The organism is Corallococcus sp. CA053C, assembly GCF_003611675.1.
GTDB lineage: Bacteria > Myxococcota > Myxococcia > Myxococcales > Myxococcaceae > Corallococcus.
Window position 1 is genome coordinate 1 of sequence record NZ_RAWA01000103.1, and the last position, 24,758, is coordinate 24,758.

Genomic DNA, 24,758 nt, shown 5'->3' on the forward strand with positions numbered 1-24,758 from the left:
GCCCCCGCCCGGCCTGCCGTCGGCGCCCTCTCCTGCGGAGGAGATGGAGTCCCTCCTCTTCCTTCTGCGCGAGTTGCCGGACGGCTGCCCCGAGCAGCGCCGCGCGGAGGGGCGCCTCGCCCAACTGGTGCGGCCGCACCTGGCGCGCGCGGCCGGCGCAGTCTCCCGTCGGTGGAAGGTGAGCGCGGAGGACCTCGAGCAGGAAGGCCTGCTGGCCACGTGCAAGGCGTGGCGTCGCTTCACCCCAGGGCGCGCGCCGGGCCGCTGCCTCTACCCGGCCTACGTGCTGCGCCTGGCGAAGCAGGCCATGGAGCGCGCGGCGGTGGTGGAGCGCAGTGCCGTCCACGTCACCCGGCATGCGCGGCGGAAGCTGTCCAAGGCGAAGCGCGCGGCCCATGCTGAGGGCGTGCCGGTGTCCGAGGCGCTGCGCCGCCAGGGTATGGAGGGCGCCGCGGTGCACGCGCTGGGCGAGGGCTCCATCTCCACGGTCTCCTTGGAGCAGCTCCTGTCCGGCTGTGACGCGCGGCCGGACACGAGCGCGGCGAACGTGGAGGCGCGGCTGGGGCTGGTGGACACGACGTCCGCGCGCTTGGCGCTGGTGGCCGAGCGGGAGGCCGCGCTGGGGGCGCTGTACCGGCTGCCCCGCATGCAGCGCGTGGTGGTGCAGGCCCTGGTGGGCATGGGCCGGGCCAACGGACAGGAATCGACGGAGCGCACGGTGGCGCAGGAGCTGCGCCTGCCGGTGGCGCAGGTGCGCAAGCTGCGCGCGCAGGGGCTGAGGCGGCTTCGCACAGCGCTCGACGCCCTGGGGCATGGGCCGGAGCTGCCCGTGCGCACCGCAGGTGACGTGCGCCGTCCGCGCGCGGCGGCGCCCCGGGATGCGCGAATGCACCCGAAGAAGCAGGGCGCCCAGCTCTGCTTGGCGCTCACCGCGGTGGACGGGTAGCCGTGCCCATCATCGTCACGAAGAAGGCCGGCACGTGCACGGCCGAAGGGTGCGGTGGGCGCATCCTGAAGGGGGAGTACGTGGAGTACTCCGCAGCCACCGGCACGCGGCACCTGGAGTGCGCCGGGGCAGCGCAAGGTAGGCGCCCCAACCTCAAGGCTGGGAAGTGCCGGTGCGGTGCGGCGGTGGCTCCACGCGAGGGCACGCTGCTGCTGGAGGAGTCGGCTCGCGGGGGGCACTTCCGGAAGCAGTGGCTGGTGTTGTGCGCGCGGTGCAGATGACCGACCGTCAGTCCAGTTCCTCAAGCGCCAGCTTCGCCTCCTCCCGGTAGAGGGGCACCACCTCCACGGCGATCAGGTCCTCAAGGAGTTTCCGCGCCCCCACGACATCCCCTGCGCGGGCGAGGTCCCGGGCCCTCATCTCCGTGAGCGACAACCGCCGGGAGCCGTCCCGGATGCGAGCCCGGGCCTCATGCAGCAAGGCGGTGGCGGCGCCTACGTCTTGGACGGCCGCCTGCGCGTCGGGCTCTGGTATCGCCACTTCGCGAGCCGTGCGAAGCAGCAGCTTGCGCACCTCCGGCGTGAGCGTCAGCGCTTCGCCTGCCTCGACGCGGGCGGCCAACTCCCGCACCGGATCCCAGTCGATGTCTTCGGACATGCTCAGGGGTCTTCCTTCCTGCGACGGCACTTGTCGCGCGGCCAATCTCCCTGTTGTCCCTCGCAGTACCGGAAGCACTCGTAGCAGGGACCCAGCCAGTCCTCCTCCTGGCACTTCACGTAGTCCTCCAGGCAGGAGCGCTTCCATTCGGGGATGTCGCGCTTGGCCAACTCCGATGCCGCCTTTCCGGAGAAGAGGATGTCCGCCGCCTCCATCTCCGTGGCGCCACAGCGCTCGGGCGTCGTCGGGTGCGTCTTCACGCAGCAACTCACCGTGGAGTCGGTAGGCCCGCACTGCGCCTGTGCCAGGTAGACCGGCGCGATTCTGGCCTGGACGTGCGCGCCGCCGCTGCAGCCGGTCATCACCAGCGCGAACACGGCCACCGCCAGCATGCCCATTCGTTGGATGTTCTTCTTGTGCACGCATGCCGGATTAGCCTCGTTTGGGCCGGATGTGAATCACTCCCGGGAGGGAGGCCCGGGGCCGCACGCACAGGCCGACCCAGAGGACATCGTCCACGCGATGAAGGCGGGCAGTTCGTTGCCGGTACGGACACCACCTCCAGCCGGTCCCCAGGCTTCACGTCGAAGGTACCGCGCACAACGATGAGCACGGGGTACTCGGACGTGGGCTCCACGGACACGGACCGCACCTCGGCCTTCGCGTCAGGGGCCCTGCCCCTGGAACCGTACGACGTCACGCTGGTGGACGTCGTGGAGCCTCTTCGCCACGGGCCCGCGCCACTCGCTCCTTCGTGAGTCCATCGCGTAGGTCGTCAATCACCGCAGGGCATCCGCTGGAGCGGGCAACAATGCGTCCGCAAAGTGCGCCGCGCACCAACCGCCGTCCAGAGCTGGCTGTCGGCACCGGCCGCCGAGCGTCGGGGCGGAGCACTGCGGGCGGGTGTCCGGGGGGAGGTAGTCCTCCTGCTCGACGTCGCGGACGCCCAATTGGGCCAGAAGATGCGCATCGGCGCACTCCGCCCGGAAGTAGATGACGTAGCCGCCTGAGCTGCGCAGCAAGCCCGACGCCTCGTCTCGCTTGAGTGCGGCCGTGGCGCCCTCTTTGCCATTGGTCGCCTTCACCGTCGTGACGAGCTGGTGGCAGGGGCGATGGGGTGCTGGTTGCGCGCCGAGCGAATCCCGAGTGGGAGTTGAGAGGGAGTGGGGCGTGCCACTCTGCGTGCGTCTCCCGGAGGGCGGAGCGGGGTTGGCCTCCAGCTTGTGCCTAGGGCATGTCATGCGGCACCTCGCGCGTCTTCGGAATACCCGGTATCGCCCTGGCGCTTGCGCCCCCCCTTCGACCTCACGAGGCCCGCCGACGCGTGGAAGGGCATGGCGAAGTCGATGTCCTTCTCGCCCTCCGTCTGCTTCAGCACCGTTCCTATGATGCTGTCCTTGTCGTCTTCGTCGAGCCAGAGTGCGACGATCTTCCGGGCTGCCTCCGCGAAGGCGCCGGAGTTCTTGAGCAGCTCGGTGTTGGGGCGGATGAATCGCGGCTCCTTCGTCGTGTTGCCGCTCTTTTTCAAGTGCATGAGGAGCAACACCGGGACGTTCAGGTCCTTGGCCACGTTGCGAAGTACGCGCACCGCATTCGCTGTACGCACATCGTGTCTGTCGTCGCCGCTGGCGATGTCGATCTCCGAGGCATTGTCGACGACGATGACCTGCGCGCCGTGCTGCACGACGTCCTGTCGCGCGGCCACGCCAATCTGCTCCGCGGTGAGTCCGCTCCGGTCGTCGATGAGGAGGTTCTCGCCCCACTCGCGCGACTGCATCACCGCGTGCTCGATGTTGTTCTCGTCGTGCACCGAGAGCCGCTGGGCCTCCATGAGGCGGCGCACCGGAACCCCGCTCGCCGCCGCCAAGTACCGCTTCGGCAGCCAGATTTCCGGATCCTCCAGAGAGAAGAGGCTCGCCTTCCTGCTCGCTTGGGCGAGGTTGAGGAGGATGCGCCCCGCGACCGCGCCCTTGCCGACGGACGGGTAGGCACAGAGCAACTCCAGCTTCCCGCGCTCCATGCCTCCCAGGAGCTCGTCCCAGACGTCGATGCCGGTGGGGATGTAGTGCTCGTACCCCCCGGCGCGGATGTCGTGGAACCGCTCGAGCGTGACTTCCATCGCGTCGCGGAAGGTGCGCCGTCGCTCACGGACCGCCGAACTCAGTTGCGCCAACTTCGCGGATGCCGCGAGGGCCACCTCGGCAGGTGGGGTGCCGGCTCGGTTCGCCCGCGCCGCATCGGTGAGCATCGCGTCCAGCCGCCGGGCCATGGCCGCCTGCCGCACCATCTCGGCGTAGGACGCGGCGTGCGCGAGGATGGGGCAGGACTCTTCCAAGTCCATGACGCCGGTGCCGATGGCCGCGAGCTTCCCGGCTGCGTGCAGCGCCTCCGCGACGGCCAATCCGTCAATGGGCTTCCGCGCGGCGTGGACGCGGAGGACCGCCGCCCAGACGTCCCGGTGCATGGGGTGGTCGAAGTCCTCGGCTGCCAGTAATCCGCAGTCGTCGAGGGTAGCGCGCCCGGCGAGGACGCATCCGAGGACTGCCTTCTCGGCATCGTGGTTGCGCAGCATGACGACTCCAATCACAGACGGGGCTTGTCACCGGCGGGCGCCGGCGCGGGGGAGTTGGACGGGCGAGGGTCGAGGCGGGGTTTGTCTCCCCTGGAGCCGGGCGGACCGGCGCCTCCACCCGCCTGGGGCTGGGAATAGCGATTCCAGTGCGTAGCAAGCGCGCCGAGGTCCGTGCACTCGGGGAAGCCGCGCCAAGCGCGACCGATGCGCCACCGGCGCAGCACCTCCGCCGGCGCCAGCTCGCCGCGAGTGGCCGGGTCCTGGTCGGCCATCCCAAGCAACTCGCTGACGGCCTTCCCATCCCGGCCCCCGCGGAAGGCGTAGGGTGGCGCGCCTTCGTCCTTCGGAGCGCGCACCAGGGCCTCCTTGAGCGGCGCGTGGCGCGGGTCCGACTGAGGAGTGTGCTTGCTATCCCGGGCCGCCTTGGGCACCCGCGCCTCCCGCTGACCCTTCGCGGTGACGCTGGCAGCTGTATCTGGGAACTCCACTTGGACCGGCGCGCCATGCGCCGCCGGGAACACCTGAACCACCATTCTTTCGCCAGCAGAGGGAGTGGTGGAGGGCGTTGGAGCTAGAGGGGCAGGCGCCGGAGGCGCGCTGACCGGAACGGCAACATCCTCTCCCTTCCTTTCCCTTCCCTTCCCTTCCTGAAGCGAGGGCTCGACGAGCCCTCGTCGAGCCCTCGAACTCGCCGACTTCTCCTCGTGCGAGGGCTCGGGCAAGGTCGTCTTGCTCTTCCGGTCGATCTTCTGGTGCTCGTCGAAACTGCGGACCCATAGGTACGAGGATCCGTCGCGCTCGTACCGGACGATGAACCGGCCGTCGTCCAGCATCCCGAGCCACCGGCTCACGTCTGCCGAGGTCACGTCGTCGTCGTAGGGGAAGGCCACGGACCTCAGCAGGTTGGGCGCCGCCCGGCAGACCCCGTGGTCCTCCGCATGGTTCCAGAGGGCGATGAAGAGCAGTCGGGCCTGTCGCCCGTCAGGGCCGCACAGACGGGTAGCCAATGCCTCGGAAGCCCAGAACGCTGGCTTGATGGAGCGGATGCGTGCCATGGCTACGCCTCCTCGGCAGGGGCGATGTCCAGACATTTACGATGCTCTCCAACCGTGCCGGCCTCCACGGAGTCCGTCACTTCGCGGTCTCCACGAGGACCGAAGGTGCAGAGAGGCTTAGGAGATCGTCTGCGCTCACCCGACCTGCCGTAACCGAGACGATGCGCCGAATGAGGGCTGCGCTGGGCGTACGGATGCCGCGCTCAATCCGGCTCAGGTGGCCCTGCGTTATCCCCAACTCCCCGGCGAGGACGACCTGGGGAATCAAAAGGAGGTTGCGATAGGCAGTCGGATGCATTCCCCGGAATATGCCCAGGTGGCTGCATCTTGACAATTAGAATCAACAATACTCATTTGAATTGCGAATGTCAATAGCAAAAATGCCCAGCAATATCAGGTCTTTACGAGATACTTGCCCTGTGGGTGACGGGAGACGCGCGCTGCCGTTCGTCCCATCCAAGTGGCTGAGCCCCAGGCAGCAGCATTCCCCCTACCGGCGCTTTCGCGGAGAGCCAGCGAGGTCGGCTTGAGCCAGTTCCCCGAGCACCTGGCCCACGCTCGTCTTCGCAACCGCCGCGCGCCGTACCAGTTCGTGCCAGTCGGCACCCAGCACCTCGCGCAGATCGCGCACCAAACGCACGGACTCTTCGACCGTCGCGGTCTCGGAGACCTCCTCGTCAGCCGCGTGCCGCGCGAGGTACTCCGCCACATCGGGCGCCATTCTGTAGGTCTTGGGCTTCTTGGCCATGGGCTAGCCCCACTTACTACGTCGTGCGCTGCCCCTGCCATGCGTTACGGCGTATGCACATCGAACATACGGAGAATCCGCCACGTCCGATCCTGTCTGGGCTGTTTCCCTCTCACCCGACCTTCGGACAGGTCCCGCACCATCCGGAGGCCGGCATCATCGCGACGGACCGGCTGCCCGATGTCGCGCTCAAGGAGCAGTTCCGCTCATGTGACCACGCTCGCCCCGGGACAGCACGGGCGGACCCCGTGCGCCCAGCGGCCTGCGCAGTGCGTTCTGCGGCCGGGAGCTTGCGCTCGCACAAGCCGGCACCAAGAGCGCAGCACCTCGTCACCCACTTGGATATCGAGAAGATGCGGCGCCGCGTGATGCAATGACCACGATGTGCGTGGCATGACGATCGCTTGCGTCGTACATACATTGTATTGACACTTGCAATTCGCATGAGTACAAAGCGGGACCTCACCAGGGGGTTCCCTCAATGTTCGCCGTCATCGCTTCGGCCAGCCGCTCGCTGGGCCGCGTTGCACCCGTCTGCCTGCTGTTGGTTGTCCTCGGCGCATGTGGCGGGCGTGAATACGCCGTCCCGGCGTTGCTGCCGCGCGCCGAGCCCGACGCGGGCATGCCCCGGGTGGTCGAGGTAGACGCGGGCCCCACCGACGCGGGCGGAGGAGGAGTGGACGCGGGGCCCGAGATGGACGCTGGCTCTCCTGATGCCGGCTCCCCCGACGCGGGCCTCCCGCCCGAACCTCCTCCTTCCGTGACGGTGGAGCTTGCCGCCTACTCCGAGGCCGCGAGCGGGCCTGGCACGCTGTGGGTGCGGTGGTCCGTGGCTGAGTGCGCGCAGCTCGCGAGTGCCCGGCTCCTCATCGACGGGCAAGTCGTCCAGGCGGTGGCGCCCGTCCTCGCCGGCAGCGCATCCCTGAGCAGCGCCTTGCTCCCGGGTGTCGGGGCACGCGGTAGCGGGACGCTGACGTTGCAGGTGGTGTGCGCGGATGGCCGCGAGGCCACTTCGGTAGCGGTGGACACGGGGGACAGGTGGCGCGCTGACGCGGTGGTGGCCCTTCCCGCAGGTCGGGACTTCGCCGGTGGCATCAGCGTGGAGGCCGCCGCGTCGGGAGAAGTGGCTCGGGTGCGGGGCTGCGCGCTCGGAAGTGCCGGGCAGTCCGAGGTGGTGTCACTGCGAGGTACCGCGTCAGGCCTCGGCGTGGTGTCGGTACAGGCCGCCCCGTACTACTGCACGGCCGCCGTGCGCGCCTCGGCGGCATGGGCCTGGAGCCCGTATCTGCCCGAAGGCGGTGCGATTGCCACCAATGGCGTGGTGGTGGGAGGGCGGCCTGGAGGCATGGCCTCGCTGTTGGAGCTCCCCGGCGGCACGGGCGTCCTCACTTCGGGCTCGCAGCTGTCTTTCGTGGGCCCGACGGGTGCCATCGCCTGGGCGACCTGGACGCTGGGTTTTGGGTTGAGCGCGCCGGCCGTCACCACCAGCGCCGGCCGTACGGTGGTGCGCGCGCTGGTGTGGACGTACGCCTCGACTGGGGCCGCTGCGGTGGTCCAGACCTTCAACGCGGATACGGGCCGGATCATCGACGCCACGCCCGCCCTGCCGTTCCCGGCCCAGCAGCTCGGCGTCATGCTGGGGGACGTGGCGTACCTCGCGCTTGAGGACACGCAAGGGCGGCGACTGGTGGCCTGTCCCATCGTCGAGGGTGGCACCTGCACCACGGCCTGGACGCCGCCTGGCTCCATGCGCGCGCTGGTGACGGTCGGCGGGCTGCTGCTGGCCACGACCGCCCCATCGGGGGGCCACCCCGCTAGGACCTGGTTGCTCCGCCCCAGCACGGGCCCAGTGCCGCTGGAGGTGCTGGCCACGCAGGATGGCTTCGTCATGAGCCACGCGATGGTGCAGGCGCTGCCCGTGGGCTCCGACGGGGCGCTCGTGGTGTGGGGAGACTGGGGCGCTGGCGCTGGCGGGGGCTACGGCACGGGCGCCGTCACGCTGCTGCGCACCTCGGGGCCGGGGTGGACGCTGGAGGTGGATCCATCGCAGCCCTTCGCCGTGGGTGTGGATGGCCAAGCCCGCGTGTGGATCGCCACGAACGGGCGGCTGCTGCGGGTGCCGCGATGAAGAACCCGGAGCACGTCGCACGCCGTGTGCACCGCTACTGGAGCATCTGCGGCGAGCGGGTGAACGTGATGGCGCTGGGGGCAGCTGCGGGGGCCGGGAGGAGCAGGTGAGGAGCGAGCGCCGGGCCTTGTCCTCACACCACCTTGCTCAACCCCCTGGGCGTTGGCGGAGCAGGCGCGCTGAGCTGCGCTGGGAACTTGCACTGGGCTTACACGGCAGCCCCGGACATACGAAGGGCCCGGAATCGGTGGGGAAAAACCCCTACGATTCCGGGCCCTTATCTCTGCGCGCGATGCAGGATTCGAACCTGCGGCCTTTGGCTCCGGAGGCCAACGCTCTATCCAGCTGAGCTAATCGCGCAGGACTGACTTCCGGTGTGGGAGGAGTAACCGAAGTCCCAGAGCGACGCAAGCACGCAATCCACGGCCGCCGGGGGACCGTTGCATGGCCGTCAGGCCACCGGCTGTACCGGCTGCGCCGGCAGGTGGAAGCGCACCTCGCGCACCCGGCGCGGCGACGCCTCCATCACCTCCAGCACCGTCCCATCCGGCATGGGCAGCTTCGCCCCCGGCTCTGGAATCGCGCCGCCCGCCAGCGCGATGCACAGGCCCGCGACGGTGGAGTAGTCCTCGCTCTCCTCCAGCTCCAGGCCCAGCGCGCGGTTCACCTCCCGCAGGCTCGCCTCGCCCTGCACCACCGCGAGCGTGGGGCTCTCGCGCCGCACGCGCTCCTCGGGCATCTCCGACTCGCTGAGGATCTCCCCCACGAGCTCCTCCACCAGATCCTCCACCGTCACCAGCCCCACCACGCCGCCGTGCTCGTCCACCACCACCGCGAGCTGCATGCGCCGACGCTGCATCTCCTTCATCGCCGCGATGGCGCGCATGGACTCCACCAGGAACAGCGGCGGGCGCAGCACGTCCTCCAGCACGATGAGGTGCCCCTCCCAGGCCACCCCCAACAGGTCCTTGGCCACGATGTAGCCGACCACGTTGTCCAGCGTGCCCTCGTACACCGGCATCCGCGAGTGCCCGTGCTCCAGGAGCACCTGGCGGATCTCGTCGGAGTTCGCGTGACGGCGGAGCGCGACGACGTGCTCGCGCGTGACCATCACCTCGCCCAGCGTCAGGTCCCCCAGTTCGAAGGCCCGCGAGGCGATCTCTCCCGCGCGCGGATCCAACGTGCCCTGCTTCGACGCCTCCTCCACCAGCTGCTGCAACTCGTCCGGCGACAGCCGCGACTCGGTGAAGTTCGTCTTGTCCCCGAAGAGCTTCAGCACCACGTTGGAGCTGGCCGTGAGGAACCACACCAGCGGCCGCATCACCCACGCCACGGCCTTGAGCGGCCGGCCCAGCGTGAGCGCGTACTGCTCCGAGTAGCGCAGCGCCAGCGACTTGGGCACCAGCTCCCCCAGCACCAGCGACAGGTACGAGACGAGCGCCACCACCAGCCCCAGCGACACCTGGTGCGCCGTCACCGCCGGCACGCCCATGCCCTCCAGCACGCCGCCCAGCCGCTGCGCGATGCTCGCGCCGCCGAAGGCCGCCGCCGTGGCGCCAATCACCGTGATGCCAATCTGCACCGTGGCGAGCAGCCGCTCCGGATCATCGCGCAGCGCGGACACCGCGTGGGCGGACTTGCTGCCCTGCTCCAGCAGCTCCTTCAGCCGCGTCTTGCGCACCGACAGCAGGCCCAGCTCGGCGCCCGCGAAGACGCCGTTGGCCAGGACCAGCAGCAGGATGATGATGAGCTCCGTGACGATGGCGGCCCTCCTGGCTGGGTCCGCCCGGGCCCGCGGCGGACGACGCCTGCTGTCCTACACCCCCAAGGACTGTAGGAGGAGGGACAATTGGTCGCGGCTCGCTCCCTTGGGCAGGTAGTAGTGGGGACCCGACAGGAGCGCGCTGCCCACGTCCTGGGCCGCCGCCGACGTGAGGAAGACGATGCGCGGGTTCGTCGACACCCGCGGCAGCTTCTCCACCACCTCCAGGCCGCTCATTCCCGGCATGTTCAGGTCCAGCAACATGACCCCGAAGCGCTCCCCTCGCTTGAGCGAGTCCAGCGCCTCCTGGCCATCCGCCGCCTCGGTGGTCTCATAGCCGAGGTCCTCCAGGCTCACCCGGAGAAACTCCCGCCAGTCCGCGTCGTCATCCACGACCAGGACCTTCCGAGCTCCGTCACTCACAGCGAGTCGACCCAAGCATCCTCCTGACCTGAGGACAACCTTCCAAGGGCCCACCGGCATTCGCGACACTTCCGTGTCGTATGCCTCCTTTCAGCAGGCAGCCGGCCAGGCGCTAGAACAGCGCCATGCCCAGCTGACCCACCAGATATTGCAGCGCGGGCCTCACGTTGTGGACCGCCGTGCGCGGCTTCGCCGGCTCCGCCGCCTGACACCACGACGGCTCGCCCACCAGCCGACCGGCCAGGTGACTGAAGACGCGGAAGCGTCCCAGGTCCGTGCTGCTGCCCGAATTGAAGACGCGCAGGGAGCGCTCACCGGGAGGCCCCAGGTCCACTTCGTGCGGGATGTGCCGGTGGCCGTGCAGCACCAGGTCGCACTTGCCGCTCACGCGCTCCAGCAGCGTCTTCCCCAGCGCCAGCTCCGACGCGTGCGGCAGACCCACCTTCGTCGCGATCCACTCCGGGAAGCTCTCCAGCGGCAGGGGCAGCACGTGGTGGTGCAGCAGCACCGCGACGAGCACGTCGGGCGGCGCGGTGGCCAATGCCTGCTCCACCTGCGCCACGACGTCATCCGTCAACTCGCCATGGCTGGAGAAATAGTTCCGGTTGTGTTCACCGGTGGAGTCCACGCAGACCATGTAGAGGCCTGGCTTCTCCACCGTGTGGACCTTGCGACCCTCCATGAACCGGCTGCCCACGTCCTCGCCAGGACGGTCGTGGTTGCCTGGGATGAAGGTGAGGCGTCCGGTCTCCATGAAGGGCGCGAAGTGTTCGCGGAAGCGTTGGAATTCGGCGTTGGCGCCGCGGTGCGTGAGGTCTCCCGTCACCACCACGTGATCAACGTCCTGGGCCACCAGGGCCTTCACCAGTGAGGACGCCGCGGCGTCGCTCTCGCGGCTCATGTCCAGATGGAGATCCGAAAGATGGGCCAGCTTCAGGAAGGGCATGATCAAGGAAATAGGCATCGCGTGAAGGTGAGGCGAGGGTCCGTGCACGAACGTTCACCAAAAGTTGGGCTTCAAGCGTTCAACCTGCCTCGTTGCCGGTGATCCATGCCTCCGAGGGCGATGTCCGGGCCCGCATCGGCACCAGGCGCGTGCCTGACACCACGCGCAACCGCGTGCCGCGCCAGTCCACCGTGCGCCGGAACGCGCCGTGCCACCACGCGGCGAACAGCAGCGCGTCCTTCACCAGCACCGCGGCCGCGGCCCGCGCCGCCACCGGCTGGGGCCGCAGCGCGCGGAACACCGCCACGTCCACACAGACCTTGCCCAGCGCCACCGTCATCGCCGCGCAGGCCGTCAAGGCCGTCGGGTGGAGGAGGACCCCCAGCACCGCGAGCGGCACCGGGTTGAGCAGCGCCTGCGCCACGTACGTCGAGGGCGATACCGCTGTGCGGTGGATGACGCTCCAGCGCAGGTAGCGCTGGAAGAAGGCGTCCACGCTCTTGCGCAGGGACACGTTGAAAACGGGCGAGCGCGCGAGCCACACGCGCTTGCCCAGCTTGCGCGTCACCCACTGGCCAATGACGTAGTCCTCCGCGAGCACGTCCTTCACGGAGAAGAAGCCGCCCAGCGACTCCACGTCCTCGCGCCGCAGCGCCATCGACTTGCCCACCACGATGTCCCGGTCCGCCAGGTGCTTCGCGGCGATCATCCCCGCCGCGGCGCTGGAGGACAGGTGCAGGTTGTCCAGGAGCGAACCGAACGTCGTCTCGCCCAGGCCCGCCACCGGGTGCGTCACGCAGCCCACCGTGGGGTCCTCGAAGGCGGCGGCGATCTCCTCCAGGTAGCCTTCGCCCACGCGGGTGTTGCTGTCGCTCACCACCCACAGGTCGTACCGGGCCTCGGACGACAGCGTCACGAGCTGGTTCACCTTCGGGTTGAGGCCGGGCTCGCCCACCTGGAGCACCGCGCGCATGACGTGGGGCCACTTCGCCTGAGCGGCCTTCGCCACCGCCCAGGCCGGGTCGCTGGCGTCCTTCACGCCCAGGAGGACTTCGTAGTGGGGGTAGCCCAGCCGCGCGAACTGCTCCAGGTTCGCCTCCAGGTCGTCGTCCACGCCGCACAGCGGCTTGAGGATGGACAGGCCCGGGTACGAGGTGGGGATCGCCGGAGGCTCGCGGCGGTGGCGGCGCACGAACAGCGCCTGGAGGACCAGGGCCAGGAGGCCCACGACGGACGCGGCCAGGAGGAGGCTGGATGCGATGAGCATGTCGCCACCCTACGGAAGCCCCATGGCGGGACCGGGGCGGCGACACGGCGGGCCGGCCAACTCGCCGTGACACCGCCGTGAAGCGCGCGGCTACTCGGTGATGTCGCGGCTCTTCGGGTGGCGCACGTCCTTGCCGCGCACCATGTAGATGACCATCTCCGCGACGTTGAGCGCGTGGTCGCCCACGCGCTCCAGGTGCTTCGCGATGAACATCAACGCCGTGGCGCGGCGGATGTTGCGCGAGTCCTCCATCATGTACGCCAGCAGCTCGTTGAAGATCTTCAGGAAGAGGGCATCCAGCAGGTCATCCCCCTTGAGGACCTCCTCCGCCTTCGCCGCGTCGCCGGACACGAACGCGTCCAGCGCCTTCTTCACCTGCTGCTGCGCCAGGTCCGCCAGCTTCGGCGTGTCCACGTAGGGCGCCAGGGGCGGCACCTGGTTCAGGTCCATGGATCGCTCGGCGATGTTCACGGCGAGGTCGCCAATGCGCTCCAGGTCGGTGACGATCTTCAGCGCCGTGGTGATGAGGCGCAGGTCGCTGGCGGCCGGCTGGCGCAGGGCGAGGATGCGGCGGCACAGGTCGTCGATGTCGACCTCCAGCCGGTTCACCTCGCGGTCGGCGCCCACCACCTTCTCCGCCAGGGCCGAGTCCCGGTCGGTGAGCGCGCGCACGCTCTGCGCGACGAGGGCCTCCACCTTGGCCCCCATGGCGAGCAGCTTCTCGCGCAGGTTGCGCAGGTCCTGCTCGAATGCCTTGTCGGTGTGCGTGGCTGCCATGTCGTTGCTTTCCGTCGTGCTGGGTTCAGCCGAACTTCCCGGTGACGTAGTCCTCGGTGCGCTTCTCGCGGGGGTTGGTGAAGATCTGCTCCGTGGCACCGCACTCCACCAATTCGCCCATGTAGAAGAAAGCCGTCTGGTCACTGACCCGCGCGGCCTGCTGCATGTTGTGGGTGACGATGGCGATGGTGTACGTGGACTTGAGCTCGTGGATGAGCTCTTCAATTTTCGCCGTGGCGATGGGATCCAACGCCGACGCGGGCTCGTCCATCAGCAGCACCTCCGGCTCCACCGCGAGCGCGCGCGCGATGCACAGGCGCTGCTGCTGGCCGCCGGACAGCCCCAGGGCGCTCTCGTCCAGCCGGTCCTTCACCTCGTCCCACAGCGCCGCGCCGCGCAGCGACTTCTCCACGCGCGCCTGGAGCTTCGCCTTGTCCTTGAGGCCGCCCACGCGCAGGCCGTAGGCGACGTTCTCGAAGATGGACTTGGGGAACGGGTTGGATTTCTGGAAGACCATGCCCACGCGCCGGCGCAGGTCCACCACGTCCAGGGCGCGGTCATGGATGCTGCGGCCGTCCAGGTACACGCTGCCTTCGTGGCTCGCGCCTGAAATCAAATCATTCATCCGGTTGAGCGAGCGCAGGAAGGTGGACTTGCCGCAGCCGGACGGGCCGATGAGCGCGGTCACCTTGTGCTCGGGGATGCCCAGGCTCACCTGGTTGATGGCCACCTTGCTGCCGTAGCGCAGGGTGAGCTCCCGGGACTCCATCTTGTTGCGCGGGGTGGCGGAGGTAGGGGGCATGGAAGGGGGACGTCAGTGGCCGCTCGCGGCCTTGCGGCGCGTGCGCGTGCGGATGAGGACCGCGACGAGGTTCAAGGTGAAGGTCAGGAGCAGCAGCACCATCACCGTCGCATACAGCAGCGGACGCGTGGCCTCCACGTCCGGCGACTGCGTGGCCAGCACGTACGTGTGGTAGCCCAGGTGCATGAACTGCGAGTTGAGGCTCGTGGGCAGGTCCGGCAGGAAGTACGCCGCGCCGGTGAAGAGGATGGGCGCCACCTCGCCCGCGCCCCGGGAGATGGCCAGCACCGCGCCGGTGAGGATGCCCGGCAGCGCGCCCGGCAACACCACCCGCGCCAGCGTCTGGGACTGGGTGGCCCCCAGCGCGAGGCTCGCGGTGCGGTGGTCCAGGGGCACGGCGCGCAGCGCCTCCTCCGTGGACACGATGACGACGGGCAGGGTGAGCACCGCCAGCGTGAGCGACGCCCAGAGGATGCCCGGCTGCGCCCAGTGCAGCTCCTCGTAGCCCAGCGCGCGGTCCATCCCCTTGCCCACGAAGAGGATGAAGAAGCCCAGGCCGAAGAGGCCGAAGACGATGGACGGCACGCCCGCCAGGTTCGCCACCGCCACGCGCACCAGACGCGCCATGCGGCCGTTGGGTGGCGCGTACTCGTGCAGGTACACGGCGGTCAGCACGCCCACCGGCATCACCGCCACCGTCATCAGGAGCGTGAGCGCGGCCGTGCCGAAGAGGGCGGGGAAGATGCCGCCGCCCATCATCCCGTCGGTGGGGGCCTCGGTGAGGAACTTCCAGGACAGGTGGCTTGCGCCGCCCTTCACCACGTCCAGGAGGATGAGGGCGAGCATCGCCACGATGACGAACGCGGCCAGCCCCGTGAGCGACACGAGCGACAGGCCCACCACACGGCGCGTGGCGTGCTTCACCCGGCACCTCCCTTGAGTCGCTGGATGACCTTCTTGGTCCAGACGCTGGCGAGCATGTTGAGCACGAAGGTGAAGAGGAACAGCTCCACGCCGATGAAGAAGAGCAGCGCGTAGTGGGGGCTGCCCACCACCACCTCGCCCATCTCCGCGGCGATGGTCGCCGACAGCGAGCGCACGGAGTCGCCCAGGTTGGCGGACGTGATGGCCGCGTTGCCGGAGGCCATCAGGACGATCATCGTCTCACCGATGGCGCGCCCGAACCCCAGCACGCACGCGGCGAGGATGCCGGGCGCCGCCGCCGGGAGCACCACCTTCCACGCCGTCTCCCAGGGCGTGGCGCCCAGCGCCAGGGACGCCTCGCGGTAGCTGCGCGGCACGGCGGTGAGCGCGTCCTCCGTCACCGTGAAGATGACGGGCACGATGGCCAGCGCCAGCCCCAGCCCCGCCACCACCGCGTTGAGGCGGGAGGTGAAGCCGAAGGTGTCCTGGAGGAAGGTGGCCATCACCATCAGCGCGAAGAAGCCCAGCACCACGGAGGGGATGCCGGCGAGCAGCTCGATGGTGGGCTTGATCACTTCGCGCAGGCGCCGGGGGGCGAACTCCGCGGCGAACAGCGCGCCGAAGATGCCCAGCGGCACCGCCACCAGCATGGACACCGCCGTCGTCTTCAGCGTGCCGATGAACAGCGGAATCATGCTGACCTTGGGCACCCCGGACACCGGTTGCCACACGTAGGCCAGCGGCTTTCCCTTCCGCACGAGCTGCGGCAGGAACATCTTGGAGAAGCTCGCCTCCTCGCGCGCCGCCGCGTCGGTGAGGAGCGACAGCGCCTCCTTCGCCACGAAGACGAGGATGAGCACCAGCGCGGCGATGCCCGTGAAGGCCACCGCCGTGATGACCCAGGCGATGACCTTCTCCTTCAGCTGCCGTCGCCGGGCCGCGGGCGACAGCATGGGCAGCGCCACCGGGGGCGCGAGGTCCTGCTCCTGCATGACGGCCTGTCTATCCAACATGGAGCCCTCGCGCCGGGTGACAATCGTGTGACGGTGACTACTTCACAGGGAAGTAGCCGACCTGGGTGACGATGGCCTGACCCTCCGCGGACAGCGCGAAGTCGATGAAGGCCTTCACGTCGCCGGACGGCTTGTTGCGCAGGTAGAAGAACAGGTCGCGCGACAGCGGGTACTTGCCGCTCTTCACGTTCTCCGCCGTGGGGGCGAACGCCTCGTTGCCCTTCTTGATCTTCAGCTCCTTGATGCCCTTGGCGTACGCGGCGCCGCCGTAGCCAATGCCGTTCTTCTCCTTGGACACCGCGTTGACGACGGCGGCGGTGCCGGGGAGCGTCTGGGCCGCGGAGGCGAAGTCATCCCCGCCCAGCACGGTGTCCTTCACGAACACGTAGGTGCCGGAGGAGTTCTCGCGCGAGTACAGGACGATGGGGGCGTCCGCGCCGCCCACGGCCTTCCACGACTCGGTGTCACCCAGGTAGATGGCCTTGAGCTGCTCCACCGTGAGCGTGTCCACCTTGTTCGCCTCGTTCACGTAGAACGTGACGCCGTCCTTCGCCACGGAGAACTGGGTGGGTGGGGTGTTGTAGCGGGCGCGCAGCTTCTCCTCCTCCGCCTCCTTCATCTCGCGGCTGGACATGGCGATGTCGGTGGTCCCGTTCTGCAGGGCCGCCAGGCCCGTGCCGGAGCCGCCGCCCGTCACCTGGATCTTCATGGACGGGTTCTTCTTCATGAACGCCTCCGCCCAGCGCTGGGCGAGGATGACCATGGTGTCCGAGCCCTTCACCGTCACGGTGCCTGCCTGGGCAGCGAGCGGGAGGAGGGTGAGGCCGAGAGCGACGAGGCTTGAGCGCAGGGTCTTCTTCATGGAGTGGCTCCTTGAAAGCGATTCAGTGAAGCGACAGCGCTAGAAACGCGCCTGCATCTGGAGGGTGAACAGATTGTCCTTGGGGTCCGATGCCTGGGCGACGACCTGGGTCATCGGCAGCTCGTAGGTGGCGGAGACCTTCAGGTTCTCCCCGAAGTGGTGCTGCACGACGACGCCCAGGGTATCGACGGCGTTGTCGGCGCCGGGCATATCCCCGTTCGCGGTGTTCGCCTGACCGTTGTGCGGGTCGAAGGTGTCGTAGCGCACGGCCACCGCGTCGTTGAGTCCGATGTTCTGCACGAGCAGCAGGTACCAGCCGTGCGCGGGCACATCCAGGTGGGTGGCGTTGTTGGCGGCGCCGTAGGTGCGGCCCGCGATGAACTCGCCCTTGAGCGACGTGCCGCCCAGGGGCACCACGTCGAAGTAGGCCTGCAGGTCCGCGCCAAGGCGGCTGCGGTCATACGCGCGGCGGAAGGTGTCCGTGGGCAGCTTGCCCAGATCCTGGCCGTACCAGCCGGAGACGCCGCCCGCGATCCACTTCAGGTCGAAGCCCACGCGGCCGATGATGTCCTTCTCCTTGTCGTTGTCCTGGGTCGTGCCGCTGTCGGTGCCGGCACCGTCGAAGACGCCCGCCGACACGCGCAGGAACTTGTAGCGGCCGTTCACCTTGGCGCCGCGGTCGCGCTCGCTGGGGAGCATGTTGCGCACCACGCGGCTGCGCTCGGGGAACTCGCGGTCGCTGGAGGACTGCGGGCCCTCATAGCCGAAAGGCCACTTCATCTGGCCCATCGTGAGGGACAGCTGCTGCTTCGTGCCCGGGATGAAGAGGGTGGCCTCCGCGTCGCGCAGCGTCACGCCCGCAGGGACCGCGTCGATCTGCAGCATGAACTGCGCCAGGTCGCCGGTGTAGGTCGCCTTCAGGCGGCCGCGGCGGACGGTGAAGCGGCTGAAGCCGCCCGTGCCGGTGTCGTCCAGCGGCTCCTGGTACTGGTAGCGGGACTGGATGTAGCCGGAGAAGCGCAGCTTCTTGAGGGCGGACAGGTCGTTCTTCGTCTCCGTGTTCTGCTCCTCCAGGGATTCCACGCGGTGCTCGTCCGCGGACAGGCGCTCGTCGATGGAGGGCGAGCCCTCCGGTACGGAGTAGGCGTTGGCCGGGGGCTGCTGGGGCTCCGTGGCGGGCGGCTGCACGGCCTCACGCGGCTCGGAGGCCGGCGGGGGCGGGAGCTGCTCCTGGGAGGAGGCGGCCTGGGCCATGGCGGCGCTGGAGGTCAACAGGGAGAAGGCAACGAGGAGTGGGCGCATAGAAGGGTCGTCGGGTCCCGGCGTCGAGAACGGGTGACGATCTACGGTGCCCATGTGGCTGTTTGACGGCCCTTGCGTGACAAATGGGTAACGGGGAGGGAGCTATCCGGCGGCGGGGTCCACGATGCGGTAGCCCACGCCCCGCACCGTCTCCAGGAGGGCGCGCGCGCTGCCCAGCTTGTCGCGCAGCCGCATGACGTGCGTGTCGATGGTGCGCGTCTCCAGCGCGCTGGACAGGCCCCACACCTCTTCCAGCAGCTGCTCCCGGGTCTGCACCCGGCCCAGCCGCGCCATCAGGTGCTCCATCAGGCGGAACTCCAGCGCGGTGAGGGAGGTCTCCTGGCCGTCCACGTAGAAGCGGTGCGCGGTGACGTCCAGGCGCAGCGGGCCCAGGGCCAATGGAGGCGTGCTGTCCTTGGGCGCGGCGGAGCGCCGGAGGATGGCCTTCAGGCGCAGCACCAATTCGCGCACGGAGAAGGGCTTGACGACGTAGTCGTCCGCGCCCACCTCGAAGCCGCGGATGCGGTCCCCTTCCTCGCTCTTGGCGGTGAGCATGACGATGAGCACGTCACGCAGCTGGGAGTTGGCGCGCAGGTGGCGGCAGACCTCGATGCCGGACAGGTCCGGCAGCATCAGGTCCAGCAGCACCACGTCCGGGGACTGCTCGCGCGCGGCGGCGAGCGCTGCCTCCCCGGTGAAGGCCAGGCGCGTGGAGAAGCCAGCGCCTCGCAGGTTGAAGTCGATGAGCTCGGCGAGGTCGCGCTCGTCGTCGACGATGAGTACGTGGGCCATGACGCCGCGTACTGTGCGCCAGTCCGTTCTCGGCGACGTGACGCGCCGGCAACAAGTGCGTCACGTCCACCGCGCGAACGGTTGCTTCGTATCTCCCGGTGATGTCACGCGCGGCATCCTCGCCGTGCGCGGCACCCGGGGACTCGTGCTGTCCGGCGGCTTTTTCAAACCCTTGCGTTGGAAACACAGCTCACGAACGCCGCAGGGAACGTCCGGGCGCCGCCATCCATTGCAGGGTGAAGTCACGCCCCTCGGCCCGCAGGGCGACCGCGCAGCCCTTTCTCAACTTGTCTGGCAGTGCCTGGCCCAGCGCGTGTGCGACGGCGCGCTCCAGGGAGGGATTGTGTCCCACCAGCGCCCAACCCGGGCCCACGTCGCGCGCGAGCCGCAGCACCCGGCGGGCCGCGCCCTTCATGGGCATGAGGGCGGGATGGACCTCCACGTGGGACAGACAGAGGGCCTCCGCGAGCAGCTCCGCGGTCTGCACCGCGCGCACCAGGGGGCTGGTGATGATGCCCATGAGCGGGGTGAGCTTCGCGAGCTTGCGCGCGTGCTGGCGGAACGCGGCGCGACCCTGCGAGGTGAGGGCGCGGGCCTCATCGCCCAGCACGTGGGAGTCCTCGGCCACGGCGTGGCGCACGAAGAGCAGGGGCAGGTCCTGGTCGGCCATGGGCGCGCGTTGTAGGGCGTTCCCTCCGCGCGCGTCTGTGACGAATGCGCGAACCGCGTTGGCTACTCCACGCTTCCCAGGAGGAACGCGAGCAGCAGCAGCGCGAGCACGCCGGTGGTGATGGCGGAGAAGGTGCGGTCCTTCTGCGCGCGGAAGATGCCCAGCGACAGGGCCACGCGCAGCACGGGCACGGTGATCATCACCAGCAGGCCCGCCATCACGAAGGACTGACCGCGCACGGCGAGGACGCCCTCGAAGACGTCCGCCAGCCGGTGGGGCGCGGAGTCCGGCGAGGTGAGGCGCTGGAGCGCGTCCGGCGACGAGAAGTAGTCCGGGTGCCGGAAGAACGTCATCACCATGCCGCACGTGACGAGCGACATGCTCAGGAGGACGCCGCCGCGCAGCAGCTGGCTGATCAGCAGCTCCGGCGTGAGGGGGACCGTCTCCGGATGGACCGCGGGATGTACCGCGGGATGGACAGCCGTGGCCGTTGTCTCCGGCGGAGGGAGGGACTCGGGAGCCTGGGTGCTCATCCGCGGATTCCCTTGGACAGCATCTCGAATGACACCCACAGAAGGACGGCGACGAAGAGCATGCGCAGGGAGCCGCTCTTGAGCTTCGTCAGGTAGCGCGAGCCCGCGAACGCGCCCAGCGTGACGCCCACGCAGACGGGCCCGGCGATGAACGGGTCGATGTCGCCGCGCGCGAAGTAGATGCCCGCGCTCGCCGCCGCCGTCACGCCGATCATGAAGTTGCTGGTGGCGGTGGATACCTTGATGGGCAGCCTCATCGCCAGGTCCATGGCCGGCACCTTGAGAGCGCCGGAGCCGATGCCCAGCAGGCCACTCACCGTGCCCGCGAGGTACATGAGGCCCAGGCCGGCGAGCGGCCGGTGCACGCGGTAGGTCACCTCGCGCTCGGTGGACGCGTCGTAGTAGCTGCCGTGCAGGGCCAGCCGGTCCGCGAGCGCATCCGGGGGCGGCTCCACGCGAGGCCCACCGTCCTCGCGCAGCTTGCGCAGCATCGCGAGCGCCGAGTACGCCATCACCGCGCCGAAGAGGAAGTACAGCGCGCGTCCGCCCACCATGCCCGCGAGCAGCGCGCCCGTCAGGGCCCCGGCGACGGTGGCCAGTTCCAGGAACATCGCCACGCGCAGGTTGGCCAGGCCGTCCCGCACATAGGCCGCCGCCGCGCCACTGGACGTGGCGATGACGGACACGATGGACGCGCCCACCGCGTAGCGGATGTCCACCTTGAGCACGAGCGTGAGGACGGGGATGAGGATGAGTCCACCGCCCAGCCCCAACAGCGAGCCCAACAGGCCCGCGCCCATGGAGACCAGCAACACGATGGCGACGAAGTTGAACGGAGTGGCGTCCAAGGCGGCGGCCATCTTCCTCCCGCGCCCCCCGCATGCAAGCCGGTTCACTCGGAGCCTGTCTGGTTGGTCGCCGCTGTCCGCCCCGGAGGGGGAGGGTCTTCAGCGCTCCGGGGGCGGCTCCACGGGCTTCGTCGGCTTCGTCGGCTTCGCGTCCGGAGGCTGTGGGAGGGGCCAGCCCTGGAACAGGGGCCACCCCCGGTAGGGGTTCCCCTGGGTGGACACCTCTTCGGGCGTCGGTGTCTCGGGGTCGTGGTGCCGCACGTGGGGCGGGGAGCGCAGCAGCACGTAGACCAGCACGCCGCACAGGACGCTCATCACGACGATGCTCCACGCGCGCGCCCGGGGCTCCATCTAGAAGCGCCCCCGCTTGAGGAGGTCGCCCTTGGAGAGCGAACCCAGCAGGCGCCGGCCGTGGTCCACCACGGGCAGCCGCTCCAGCAGCGTGTGGCCGAACCGCGACGCCACCTCCGCGAGCGACAGGTCCGGGGTGATGGGCTGCACGCCGGTGTCCATCACGTCCGCGGCCACGGTGGCCTGGAGCAGCGAGTGGTCCGGCAAGTGGCCCTTGAGCGCGTCCAGCGTGATGACGCCCAACAGGCGCCCCTCCGTGTCGGTGACGTAGAGGTCCGCGCCCGGAGGCTGCTCCAGGAGCAGCACCACCACCTCGTCGAAGGGCGCGGAGGGCGGCACCCGCTGCGTGGCGGGCGACAGCAATGATCGCACGCCTTCCTCGCGCAGCCAGTGCGGCACGGAGGCTGGCACGCGCACGTCGCGGCGCACGAGCACGGAGGTGTAGAGCGACTCCGGCTCCAGGTGGCGGCTGACGACGGCGGCCACCACCGCGGCGAGCATCAGCGGCAGGATGAGGTCGTAGTCGCCCGTCATCTCGAAGATCATCAGCACCGCGGACACCGACGCGTGCGTGGTGCCGGCCAGCACCGCGCCCATGCCGAGCAGCGCGTACGCCCCACTGGGTGCCCCGCCCGGCAGCACTTGCTCCACCACCATTCCGAACGCGCCGCCCAGCAGCGCGCCGAAGAAGAGGGACGGGGTGAAGAGCCCGCCCGGCACGCCCGAGCCCGCGCACAGCGACGTCACCGCCAGCTTCGCGACCGGCAGGATGAGCAGCATCGCCAGGGGCAGCGTCCCATGCAGCGCCATGTTCACGGAGTCGTAGCCGTTGCCCATGAGGTACGGCCCCGCGAGCGCGGTGGCGCCCACGAGCGTCATCGCCACCAGCGGCATGAAGGGCGCGAGCCACGCGGGCACGCGGTCCAGCAGGTCGGAGGTGACGTTGATGCCCCGCACGTAGAGCGCGGAGGCCCCGCCCACGAGCACGCCCAGCAGGAGGGCCAGCAGCAGCTCGCGCGGGTGGGTGAGCGCGTAGTGGGGGATGACGTAGCTGGGGTGATCCGCGATGAGGGTGCGCGACACGACCGTCGCCACCACGCACGACACGACGATGGGGCCGAAGAGCTCCAGCGCGAAGCTGCCCAGCAGCACCTCCAGCCCGAAGAGGGCCGCGCCAATGGGGACGTTGTACGCGGACGCGATGCCCGCCGAAGCGCCGCAAGCGACGAGGACCCGCGCCTGTCCCGGCCCCAGCCGCAGCCACCCGGACAGCGCCGAACCGCTGGCCGCGCCCGTCTGGAGGAGCGCGCCCTCGCGGCCCAGGGGAGCCCCCAGCGCCACCGCGATGATGGACACGAAGCCGCGCAGCAGCGCACGGGGGAAGGGCAGCCGGCCGGACTTCACCCAGATGGATTCGATGATGCCCGCGGTGCCGTGGCCGCGCAGGGGCTGTCCCACCAGCAGGGACACCAGCGTCACCAGCGCGCCGCCCAGCACCGGCACCAGGAACCGGCGCCAGCCTGGCGACGCGAGCGCCCCTTCGAGGAAGTGCTCGGCGTTGCTCTGCCAGAACAGGTGCTGGGTGAAGCGAAGGACCGCGAGGAGCGCCACCGCGCCCAGTCCGGAGATGAGCCCCACGCCCACCACCAGCACCCAGAAGCGTCGCTCCTGTCCCAACAGGCTCCGGAGGATCCGCCGCAACCAGGGGGAGGGCTCACCCGTCCTCAGGTCGGGATGGACGGCACCTGCTGCGGGTTCGGGCATGGCCTCCACACTTGTCCAATGTAGGAAGGCGCGAAGGGCCTTCCCGGGCCCGTGCATCCCGCCCGCGAACCTGTCCGACTGTCCGACAGGTTGACGGCCGGGCTACCGGCGCGATGGGGCCCCGCCCCCTGGTGTGCGAGCGGGCTGGCGCGCGCTGGAGTCCCGCGGCGGTGGCGCGGTCGCCGGGGCGCCGCCCCGAGGCTCGGAGGCGAGGCCCAGGTGGATGCCGGGAGGCGGCGGGTTCTTGAGCACGGACTCGGTCCGGGTCGCGGACTCGGTGACGTCCGGCGCGAAGCGGTCCGCCAGTTCGGCGGCGGCGTCACTCAGGTCGCGGTGCGCGACGATGGTCCGCTCCAGCGTCTTGTTGAGGCGGGCGGACGTGTCGAAGGTCTGACGGGACTCGTCGGAGGAGGGCAGCGAATCCTGGTAGGAGAACGCGAGCGTGGCGTCCCGGCGCAGCGCTTCCAGCAGCCGGGCCAGTTGCTGTTGCAGCTCCGCGTCCTGTTCCGCGCGCGGGCGTTCGAGCAGGCCGCGCTCGCCCCCGAACCAGACGCGTCCCGCGCGACCGAAGCCGTCGTCCACCGAGCCCGCGGGCAGGTCCTCCAGCACGACGAGCGGGTGCACGCGGCGCGGGAAGTCCTGGCCATACAGCGCGAAGAGCAGCGTGCCGTCCGCCCGCGGGAACACCGCCGCGATGCGCGAGCCGAAGGGGAAGAAGGGCGTGGCGGACACCTCCGCGCGCTTCGCCACGCGGGCGCGGGCCAGCGCATCCAGGGGCGTCGTCCCTTCGGTGCGCTTGGGCGTGCGGCGCAGGTTGTTCATCAGGTCGCGCGCCTGATCAATCCCCACCACGACGTTGAGCGCGCTGCCGCGCGAGTAGCCCGCGTGGTAGACGCCCACCAGCTCGAACTCGCCCGTCTTGCAGGAGATGGCGAGCACGGGCGAGCCCGAGTTGCCCTGCGACAGCAGCGCGTCGATGACGAAGTCGTCGTGGTACCAGTCCTTGTACTCGTCGCGGTCGTAGGCGGAGATGACCTTGCCCATGTTGGTGGCGTTGAAGACGCCCAGGGGGAAGCCGCGCACGTCCACCACGTCGCGCTCGCGCAGGCCAGAGCTCCGGCCCACCTTCCACGGCAGCACCGTCAGCGCGGCCTTCGACTTGAGGACGGCCAGGTCCAGCTGCGGATCCACCACCGCCGTGGACAGCGGGAGGTCATCGCGGTCGTACGCGTCCGCCTCGTTCTCCACGATGGAGAGCCCGTCCTTCACGCGCTTGCAGCCGGAGGGCACGCCGTCCACCGGGTGCGCGTCGCTGGTGACGTCCGGCCACTCCACGACGTGCTCGTTGGTGAGCAGCAGCGTCTCCCCGGCCTGCTGCCGGTACGCGAACGCGGTGCCATGCGCGGACACCGGCGTGCGCGAGCGCCGCACGTTGCCCTCCGCGCCGTAGGACAGGCACTCGTACACGGCGGTGCTGCGCACGCAGTACGTGTACTTCTTCTTCACCGACTGCTCGAAGGCGCGGGCCTGGGGCGACAGCGCGCTGTAGCTGTCCGCGTACTCGCCCTCGCAAAAGGGCGCGGCGGCGGGCGCAGTCAGCGCGGGCGGCTCGGAGG

Annotated in this window: 28 protein-coding genes and 1 tRNA gene; 4 read left to right on the top strand and 25 right to left on the bottom strand. The window is 69.7% G+C overall.

What is annotated here, in order from left to right; all coding sequences use genetic code 11:
- Both D7V97_RS16025 and D7V97_RS16030 read left to right on the top strand, forming a co-directional pair.
- Positions 1 to 946 (top strand): hypothetical protein (locus tag D7V97_RS16025; protein ID WP_368668921.1); only part of this gene is annotated, 946 nt, incomplete at its 5' end.
- Positions 947 to 948: 2 nt separating this feature from the next.
- On the top strand, positions 949 to 1,227 hold the full coding sequence (locus tag D7V97_RS16030; RefSeq protein ID WP_120611513.1) for a hypothetical protein: 279 nt from the start codon (positions 949 to 951) through the stop codon (positions 1,225 to 1,227).
- A 7-nt stretch (positions 1,228 to 1,234) separates the two neighbouring features.
- Here the strand turns inward: D7V97_RS16030 and D7V97_RS16035 are convergent, their stop codons facing one another.
- Positions 1,235 to 1,603 (bottom strand): DUSAM domain-containing protein, encoded by a 369-nt coding sequence (locus tag D7V97_RS16035; protein ID WP_120611514.1) that lies wholly within the window; start codon positions 1,601 to 1,603, stop codon positions 1,235 to 1,237.
- 2 nt (positions 1,604 to 1,605) lie between these two features.
- On the bottom strand, positions 1,606 to 2,025 hold the full coding sequence (locus tag D7V97_RS45930; protein WP_233582869.1) for a hypothetical protein: 420 nt from the start codon (positions 2,023 to 2,025) through the stop codon (positions 1,606 to 1,608).
- 183 nt (positions 2,026 to 2,208) lie between these two features.
- On the opposite strand from D7V97_RS45930, the gene D7V97_RS44650 reads away from it, so the two are divergent.
- The gene (locus tag D7V97_RS44650) at positions 2,209 to 2,361 is read left to right on the top strand and encodes a hypothetical protein (RefSeq protein ID WP_158623370.1); all 153 of its coding nucleotides are present in this window, start codon (positions 2,209 to 2,211) and stop codon (positions 2,359 to 2,361) included.
- 21 nt (positions 2,362 to 2,382) lie between these two features.
- Here D7V97_RS44650 and D7V97_RS16045 read toward each other — a convergent pair whose 3' ends face one another.
- The 5 genes from D7V97_RS16045 to D7V97_RS16065 form a co-directional block, all read right to left on the bottom strand.
- Positions 2,383 to 2,688: a hypothetical protein gene (locus D7V97_RS16045; protein ID WP_147444824.1), complete on the bottom strand. Its 306-nt coding sequence runs from the start codon at positions 2,686 to 2,688 to the stop codon at positions 2,383 to 2,385.
- Between the two features lie 152 nt (positions 2,689 to 2,840).
- Positions 2,841 to 4,175, bottom strand: a complete 1,335-nt coding sequence (locus D7V97_RS16050; RefSeq protein WP_120611516.1) for a DnaB-like helicase C-terminal domain-containing protein — start codon at positions 4,173 to 4,175, stop codon at positions 2,841 to 2,843.
- A gap of 11 nt (positions 4,176 to 4,186) precedes the next feature.
- Positions 4,187 to 5,230, bottom strand: a complete 1,044-nt coding sequence (locus tag D7V97_RS16055; RefSeq protein WP_120611517.1) for a hypothetical protein — start codon at positions 5,228 to 5,230, stop codon at positions 4,187 to 4,189.
- 76 nt (positions 5,231 to 5,306) lie between these two features.
- A complete protein-coding gene (locus D7V97_RS46790; protein ID WP_120611518.1) occupies positions 5,307 to 5,528 on the bottom strand; it encodes a helix-turn-helix domain-containing protein in 222 nt (73 codons plus the stop codon).
- 192 nt (positions 5,529 to 5,720) lie between these two features.
- Positions 5,721 to 5,978 (bottom strand): hypothetical protein, encoded by a 258-nt coding sequence (locus D7V97_RS16065; RefSeq protein WP_147444825.1) that lies wholly within the window; start codon positions 5,976 to 5,978, stop codon positions 5,721 to 5,723.
- A 481-nt stretch (positions 5,979 to 6,459) separates the two neighbouring features.
- On the opposite strand from D7V97_RS16065, the gene D7V97_RS16070 reads away from it, so the two are divergent.
- Entirely contained in the window at positions 6,460 to 8,106 is a 1,647-nt protein-coding gene (locus D7V97_RS16070; protein WP_120611520.1) for a hypothetical protein, read from the top strand.
- 286 nt (positions 8,107 to 8,392) lie between these two features.
- Here D7V97_RS16070 and D7V97_RS16075 read toward each other — a convergent pair.
- From D7V97_RS16075 to D7V97_RS16160, 18 genes are all read right to left on the bottom strand, one after another.
- A tRNA-Arg gene (locus tag D7V97_RS16075) sits at positions 8,393 to 8,466 on the bottom strand.
- Between the two features lie 91 nt (positions 8,467 to 8,557).
- Positions 8,558 to 9,841: a hemolysin family protein gene (locus D7V97_RS16080; protein WP_120611521.1), complete on the bottom strand. Its 1,284-nt coding sequence runs from the start codon at positions 9,839 to 9,841 to the stop codon at positions 8,558 to 8,560.
- 81 nt (positions 9,842 to 9,922) lie between these two features.
- Positions 9,923 to 10,306 (bottom strand): response regulator, encoded by a 384-nt coding sequence (locus D7V97_RS16085; protein WP_208719065.1) that lies wholly within the window; start codon positions 10,304 to 10,306, stop codon positions 9,923 to 9,925.
- A 97-nt stretch (positions 10,307 to 10,403) separates the two neighbouring features.
- Entirely contained in the window at positions 10,404 to 11,255 is an 852-nt protein-coding gene (locus D7V97_RS16090) for a metallophosphoesterase (RefSeq protein WP_120611523.1), read from the bottom strand.
- 61 nt (positions 11,256 to 11,316) lie between these two features.
- The gene (locus tag D7V97_RS16095) at positions 11,317 to 12,504 is read right to left on the bottom strand and encodes a glycosyltransferase (RefSeq protein WP_120611524.1); all 1,188 of its coding nucleotides are present in this window, start codon (positions 12,502 to 12,504) and stop codon (positions 11,317 to 11,319) included.
- Positions 12,505 to 12,594: 90 nt separating this feature from the next.
- Entirely contained in the window at positions 12,595 to 13,281 is a 687-nt protein-coding gene (gene phoU / locus D7V97_RS16100) for a phosphate signaling complex protein PhoU (RefSeq protein WP_120611525.1), read from the bottom strand.
- Between the two features lie 25 nt (positions 13,282 to 13,306).
- Entirely contained in the window at positions 13,307 to 14,050 is a 744-nt protein-coding gene (pstB, locus tag D7V97_RS16105) for a phosphate ABC transporter ATP-binding protein PstB (RefSeq protein WP_120611535.1), read from the bottom strand.
- 45 nt (positions 14,051 to 14,095) lie between these two features.
- The gene (gene pstA / locus D7V97_RS16110) at positions 14,096 to 15,007 is read right to left on the bottom strand and encodes a phosphate ABC transporter permease PstA (RefSeq protein ID WP_120611526.1); all 912 of its coding nucleotides are present in this window, start codon (positions 15,005 to 15,007) and stop codon (positions 14,096 to 14,098) included.
- Complete coding sequence (gene pstC / locus D7V97_RS16115; RefSeq protein ID WP_199728830.1) at positions 15,004 to 15,999, bottom strand: phosphate ABC transporter permease subunit PstC; 996 nt, start codon at positions 15,997 to 15,999, stop codon at positions 15,004 to 15,006. Before pstC ends, pstA begins: the two co-directional genes overlap by 4 nt.
- A gap of 58 nt (positions 16,000 to 16,057) precedes the next feature.
- The gene (locus tag D7V97_RS16120; protein WP_120611527.1) at positions 16,058 to 16,882 is read right to left on the bottom strand and encodes a phosphate ABC transporter substrate-binding protein; all 825 of its coding nucleotides are present in this window, start codon (positions 16,880 to 16,882) and stop codon (positions 16,058 to 16,060) included.
- A gap of 39 nt (positions 16,883 to 16,921) precedes the next feature.
- A complete protein-coding gene (locus tag D7V97_RS16125; RefSeq protein ID WP_120611528.1) occupies positions 16,922 to 18,184 on the bottom strand; it encodes a porin in 1,263 nt (420 codons plus the stop codon).
- Positions 18,185 to 18,286: 102 nt separating this feature from the next.
- On the bottom strand, positions 18,287 to 18,976 hold the full coding sequence (locus D7V97_RS16130; RefSeq protein ID WP_120611529.1) for a response regulator: 690 nt from the start codon (positions 18,974 to 18,976) through the stop codon (positions 18,287 to 18,289).
- A gap of 190 nt (positions 18,977 to 19,166) precedes the next feature.
- On the bottom strand, positions 19,167 to 19,646 hold the full coding sequence (locus D7V97_RS16135; RefSeq protein WP_120611530.1) for a histidine phosphatase family protein: 480 nt from the start codon (positions 19,644 to 19,646) through the stop codon (positions 19,167 to 19,169).
- Positions 19,647 to 19,708: 62 nt separating this feature from the next.
- Entirely contained in the window at positions 19,709 to 20,179 is a 471-nt protein-coding gene (locus D7V97_RS16140; RefSeq protein ID WP_120611531.1) for a DUF1634 domain-containing protein, read from the bottom strand.
- Complete coding sequence (locus D7V97_RS16145; RefSeq protein ID WP_120611532.1) at positions 20,176 to 21,039, bottom strand: sulfite exporter TauE/SafE family protein; 864 nt, start codon at positions 21,037 to 21,039, stop codon at positions 20,176 to 20,178. Before D7V97_RS16145 ends, D7V97_RS16140 begins: the two co-directional genes overlap by 4 nt.
- Before the next feature lie 87 nt (positions 21,040 to 21,126).
- Positions 21,127 to 21,378 carry a hypothetical protein gene (locus D7V97_RS16150; RefSeq protein WP_120611533.1) on the bottom strand — a complete coding sequence of 84 codons (252 nt, stop codon included), beginning with the start codon at positions 21,376 to 21,378 and terminating at the stop codon, positions 21,127 to 21,129.
- Positions 21,379 to 23,142 carry a chloride channel protein gene (locus D7V97_RS16155; protein WP_120611537.1) on the bottom strand — a complete coding sequence of 588 codons (1,764 nt, stop codon included), beginning with the start codon at positions 23,140 to 23,142 and terminating at the stop codon, positions 21,379 to 21,381.
- A 102-nt stretch (positions 23,143 to 23,244) separates the two neighbouring features.
- On the bottom strand, positions 23,245 to 24,758 hold a 1,514-nt coding region (locus tag D7V97_RS16160), incomplete at its 5' end, for a S1C family serine protease (RefSeq protein ID WP_147444826.1).

What these genes read in the sequence shown, in the direction of transcription:
- D7V97_RS16035 (WP_120611514.1), bottom strand. Translation starts at nt 1,603, where the DNA reads ATGTCCGAAGACATCGACTGGGATCCGGTGCGGGAGTTGGCCGCCCGC.
- D7V97_RS44650 (WP_158623370.1), top strand. Translation starts at nt 2,209, where the DNA reads ATGAGCACGGGGTACTCGGACGTGGGCTCCACGGACACGGACCGCACC.
- D7V97_RS16050 (WP_120611516.1), bottom strand. Translation starts at nt 4,175, where the DNA reads ATGCTGCGCAACCACGATGCCGAGAAGGCAGTCCTCGGATGCGTCCTC.
- D7V97_RS16055 (WP_120611517.1), bottom strand. Translation starts at nt 5,230, where the DNA reads ATGGCACGCATCCGCTCCATCAAGCCAGCGTTCTGGGCTTCCGAGGCA.
- D7V97_RS46790 (WP_120611518.1), bottom strand. Translation starts at nt 5,528, where the DNA reads ATGCATCCGACTGCCTATCGCAACCTCCTTTTGATTCCCCAGGTCGTC.
- D7V97_RS16065 (WP_147444825.1), bottom strand. Translation starts at nt 5,978, where the DNA reads ATGGCCAAGAAGCCCAAGACCTACAGAATGGCGCCCGATGTGGCGGAG.
- D7V97_RS16070 (WP_120611520.1), top strand. Translation starts at nt 6,460, where the DNA reads ATGTTCGCCGTCATCGCTTCGGCCAGCCGCTCGCTGGGCCGCGTTGCA.
- D7V97_RS16090 (WP_120611523.1), bottom strand. Translation starts at nt 11,255, where the DNA reads ATGCCTATTTCCTTGATCATGCCCTTCCTGAAGCTGGCCCATCTTTCG.
- D7V97_RS16095 (WP_120611524.1), bottom strand. Translation starts at nt 12,504, where the DNA reads ATGCTCATCGCATCCAGCCTCCTCCTGGCCGCGTCCGTCGTGGGCCTC.
- phoU (WP_120611525.1), bottom strand. Translation starts at nt 13,281, where the DNA reads ATGGCAGCCACGCACACCGACAAGGCATTCGAGCAGGACCTGCGCAAC.
- pstB (WP_120611535.1), bottom strand. Translation starts at nt 14,050, where the DNA reads ATGGAGTCCCGGGAGCTCACCCTGCGCTACGGCAGCAAGGTGGCCATC.
- pstC (WP_199728830.1), bottom strand. Translation starts at nt 15,999, where the DNA reads ATGCAGGAGCAGGACCTCGCGCCCCCGGTGGCGCTGCCCATGCTGTCG.
- D7V97_RS16120 (WP_120611527.1), bottom strand. Translation starts at nt 16,882, where the DNA reads ATGAAGAAGACCCTGCGCTCAAGCCTCGTCGCTCTCGGCCTCACCCTC.
- D7V97_RS16125 (WP_120611528.1), bottom strand. Translation starts at nt 18,184, where the DNA reads ATGCGCCCACTCCTCGTTGCCTTCTCCCTGTTGACCTCCAGCGCCGCC.
- D7V97_RS16130 (WP_120611529.1), bottom strand. Translation starts at nt 18,976, where the DNA reads ATGGCCCACGTACTCATCGTCGACGACGAGCGCGACCTCGCCGAGCTC.
- D7V97_RS16135 (WP_120611530.1), bottom strand. Translation starts at nt 19,646, where the DNA reads ATGGCCGACCAGGACCTGCCCCTGCTCTTCGTGCGCCACGCCGTGGCC.
- D7V97_RS16140 (WP_120611531.1), bottom strand. Translation starts at nt 20,179, where the DNA reads ATGAGCACCCAGGCTCCCGAGTCCCTCCCTCCGCCGGAGACAACGGCC.
- D7V97_RS16145 (WP_120611532.1), bottom strand. Translation starts at nt 21,039, where the DNA reads ATGGCCGCCGCCTTGGACGCCACTCCGTTCAACTTCGTCGCCATCGTG.
- D7V97_RS16150 (WP_120611533.1), bottom strand. Translation starts at nt 21,378, where the DNA reads ATGGAGCCCCGGGCGCGCGCGTGGAGCATCGTCGTGATGAGCGTCCTG.
- D7V97_RS16155 (WP_120611537.1), bottom strand. Translation starts at nt 23,142, where the DNA reads ATGCCCGAACCCGCAGCAGGTGCCGTCCATCCCGACCTGAGGACGGGT.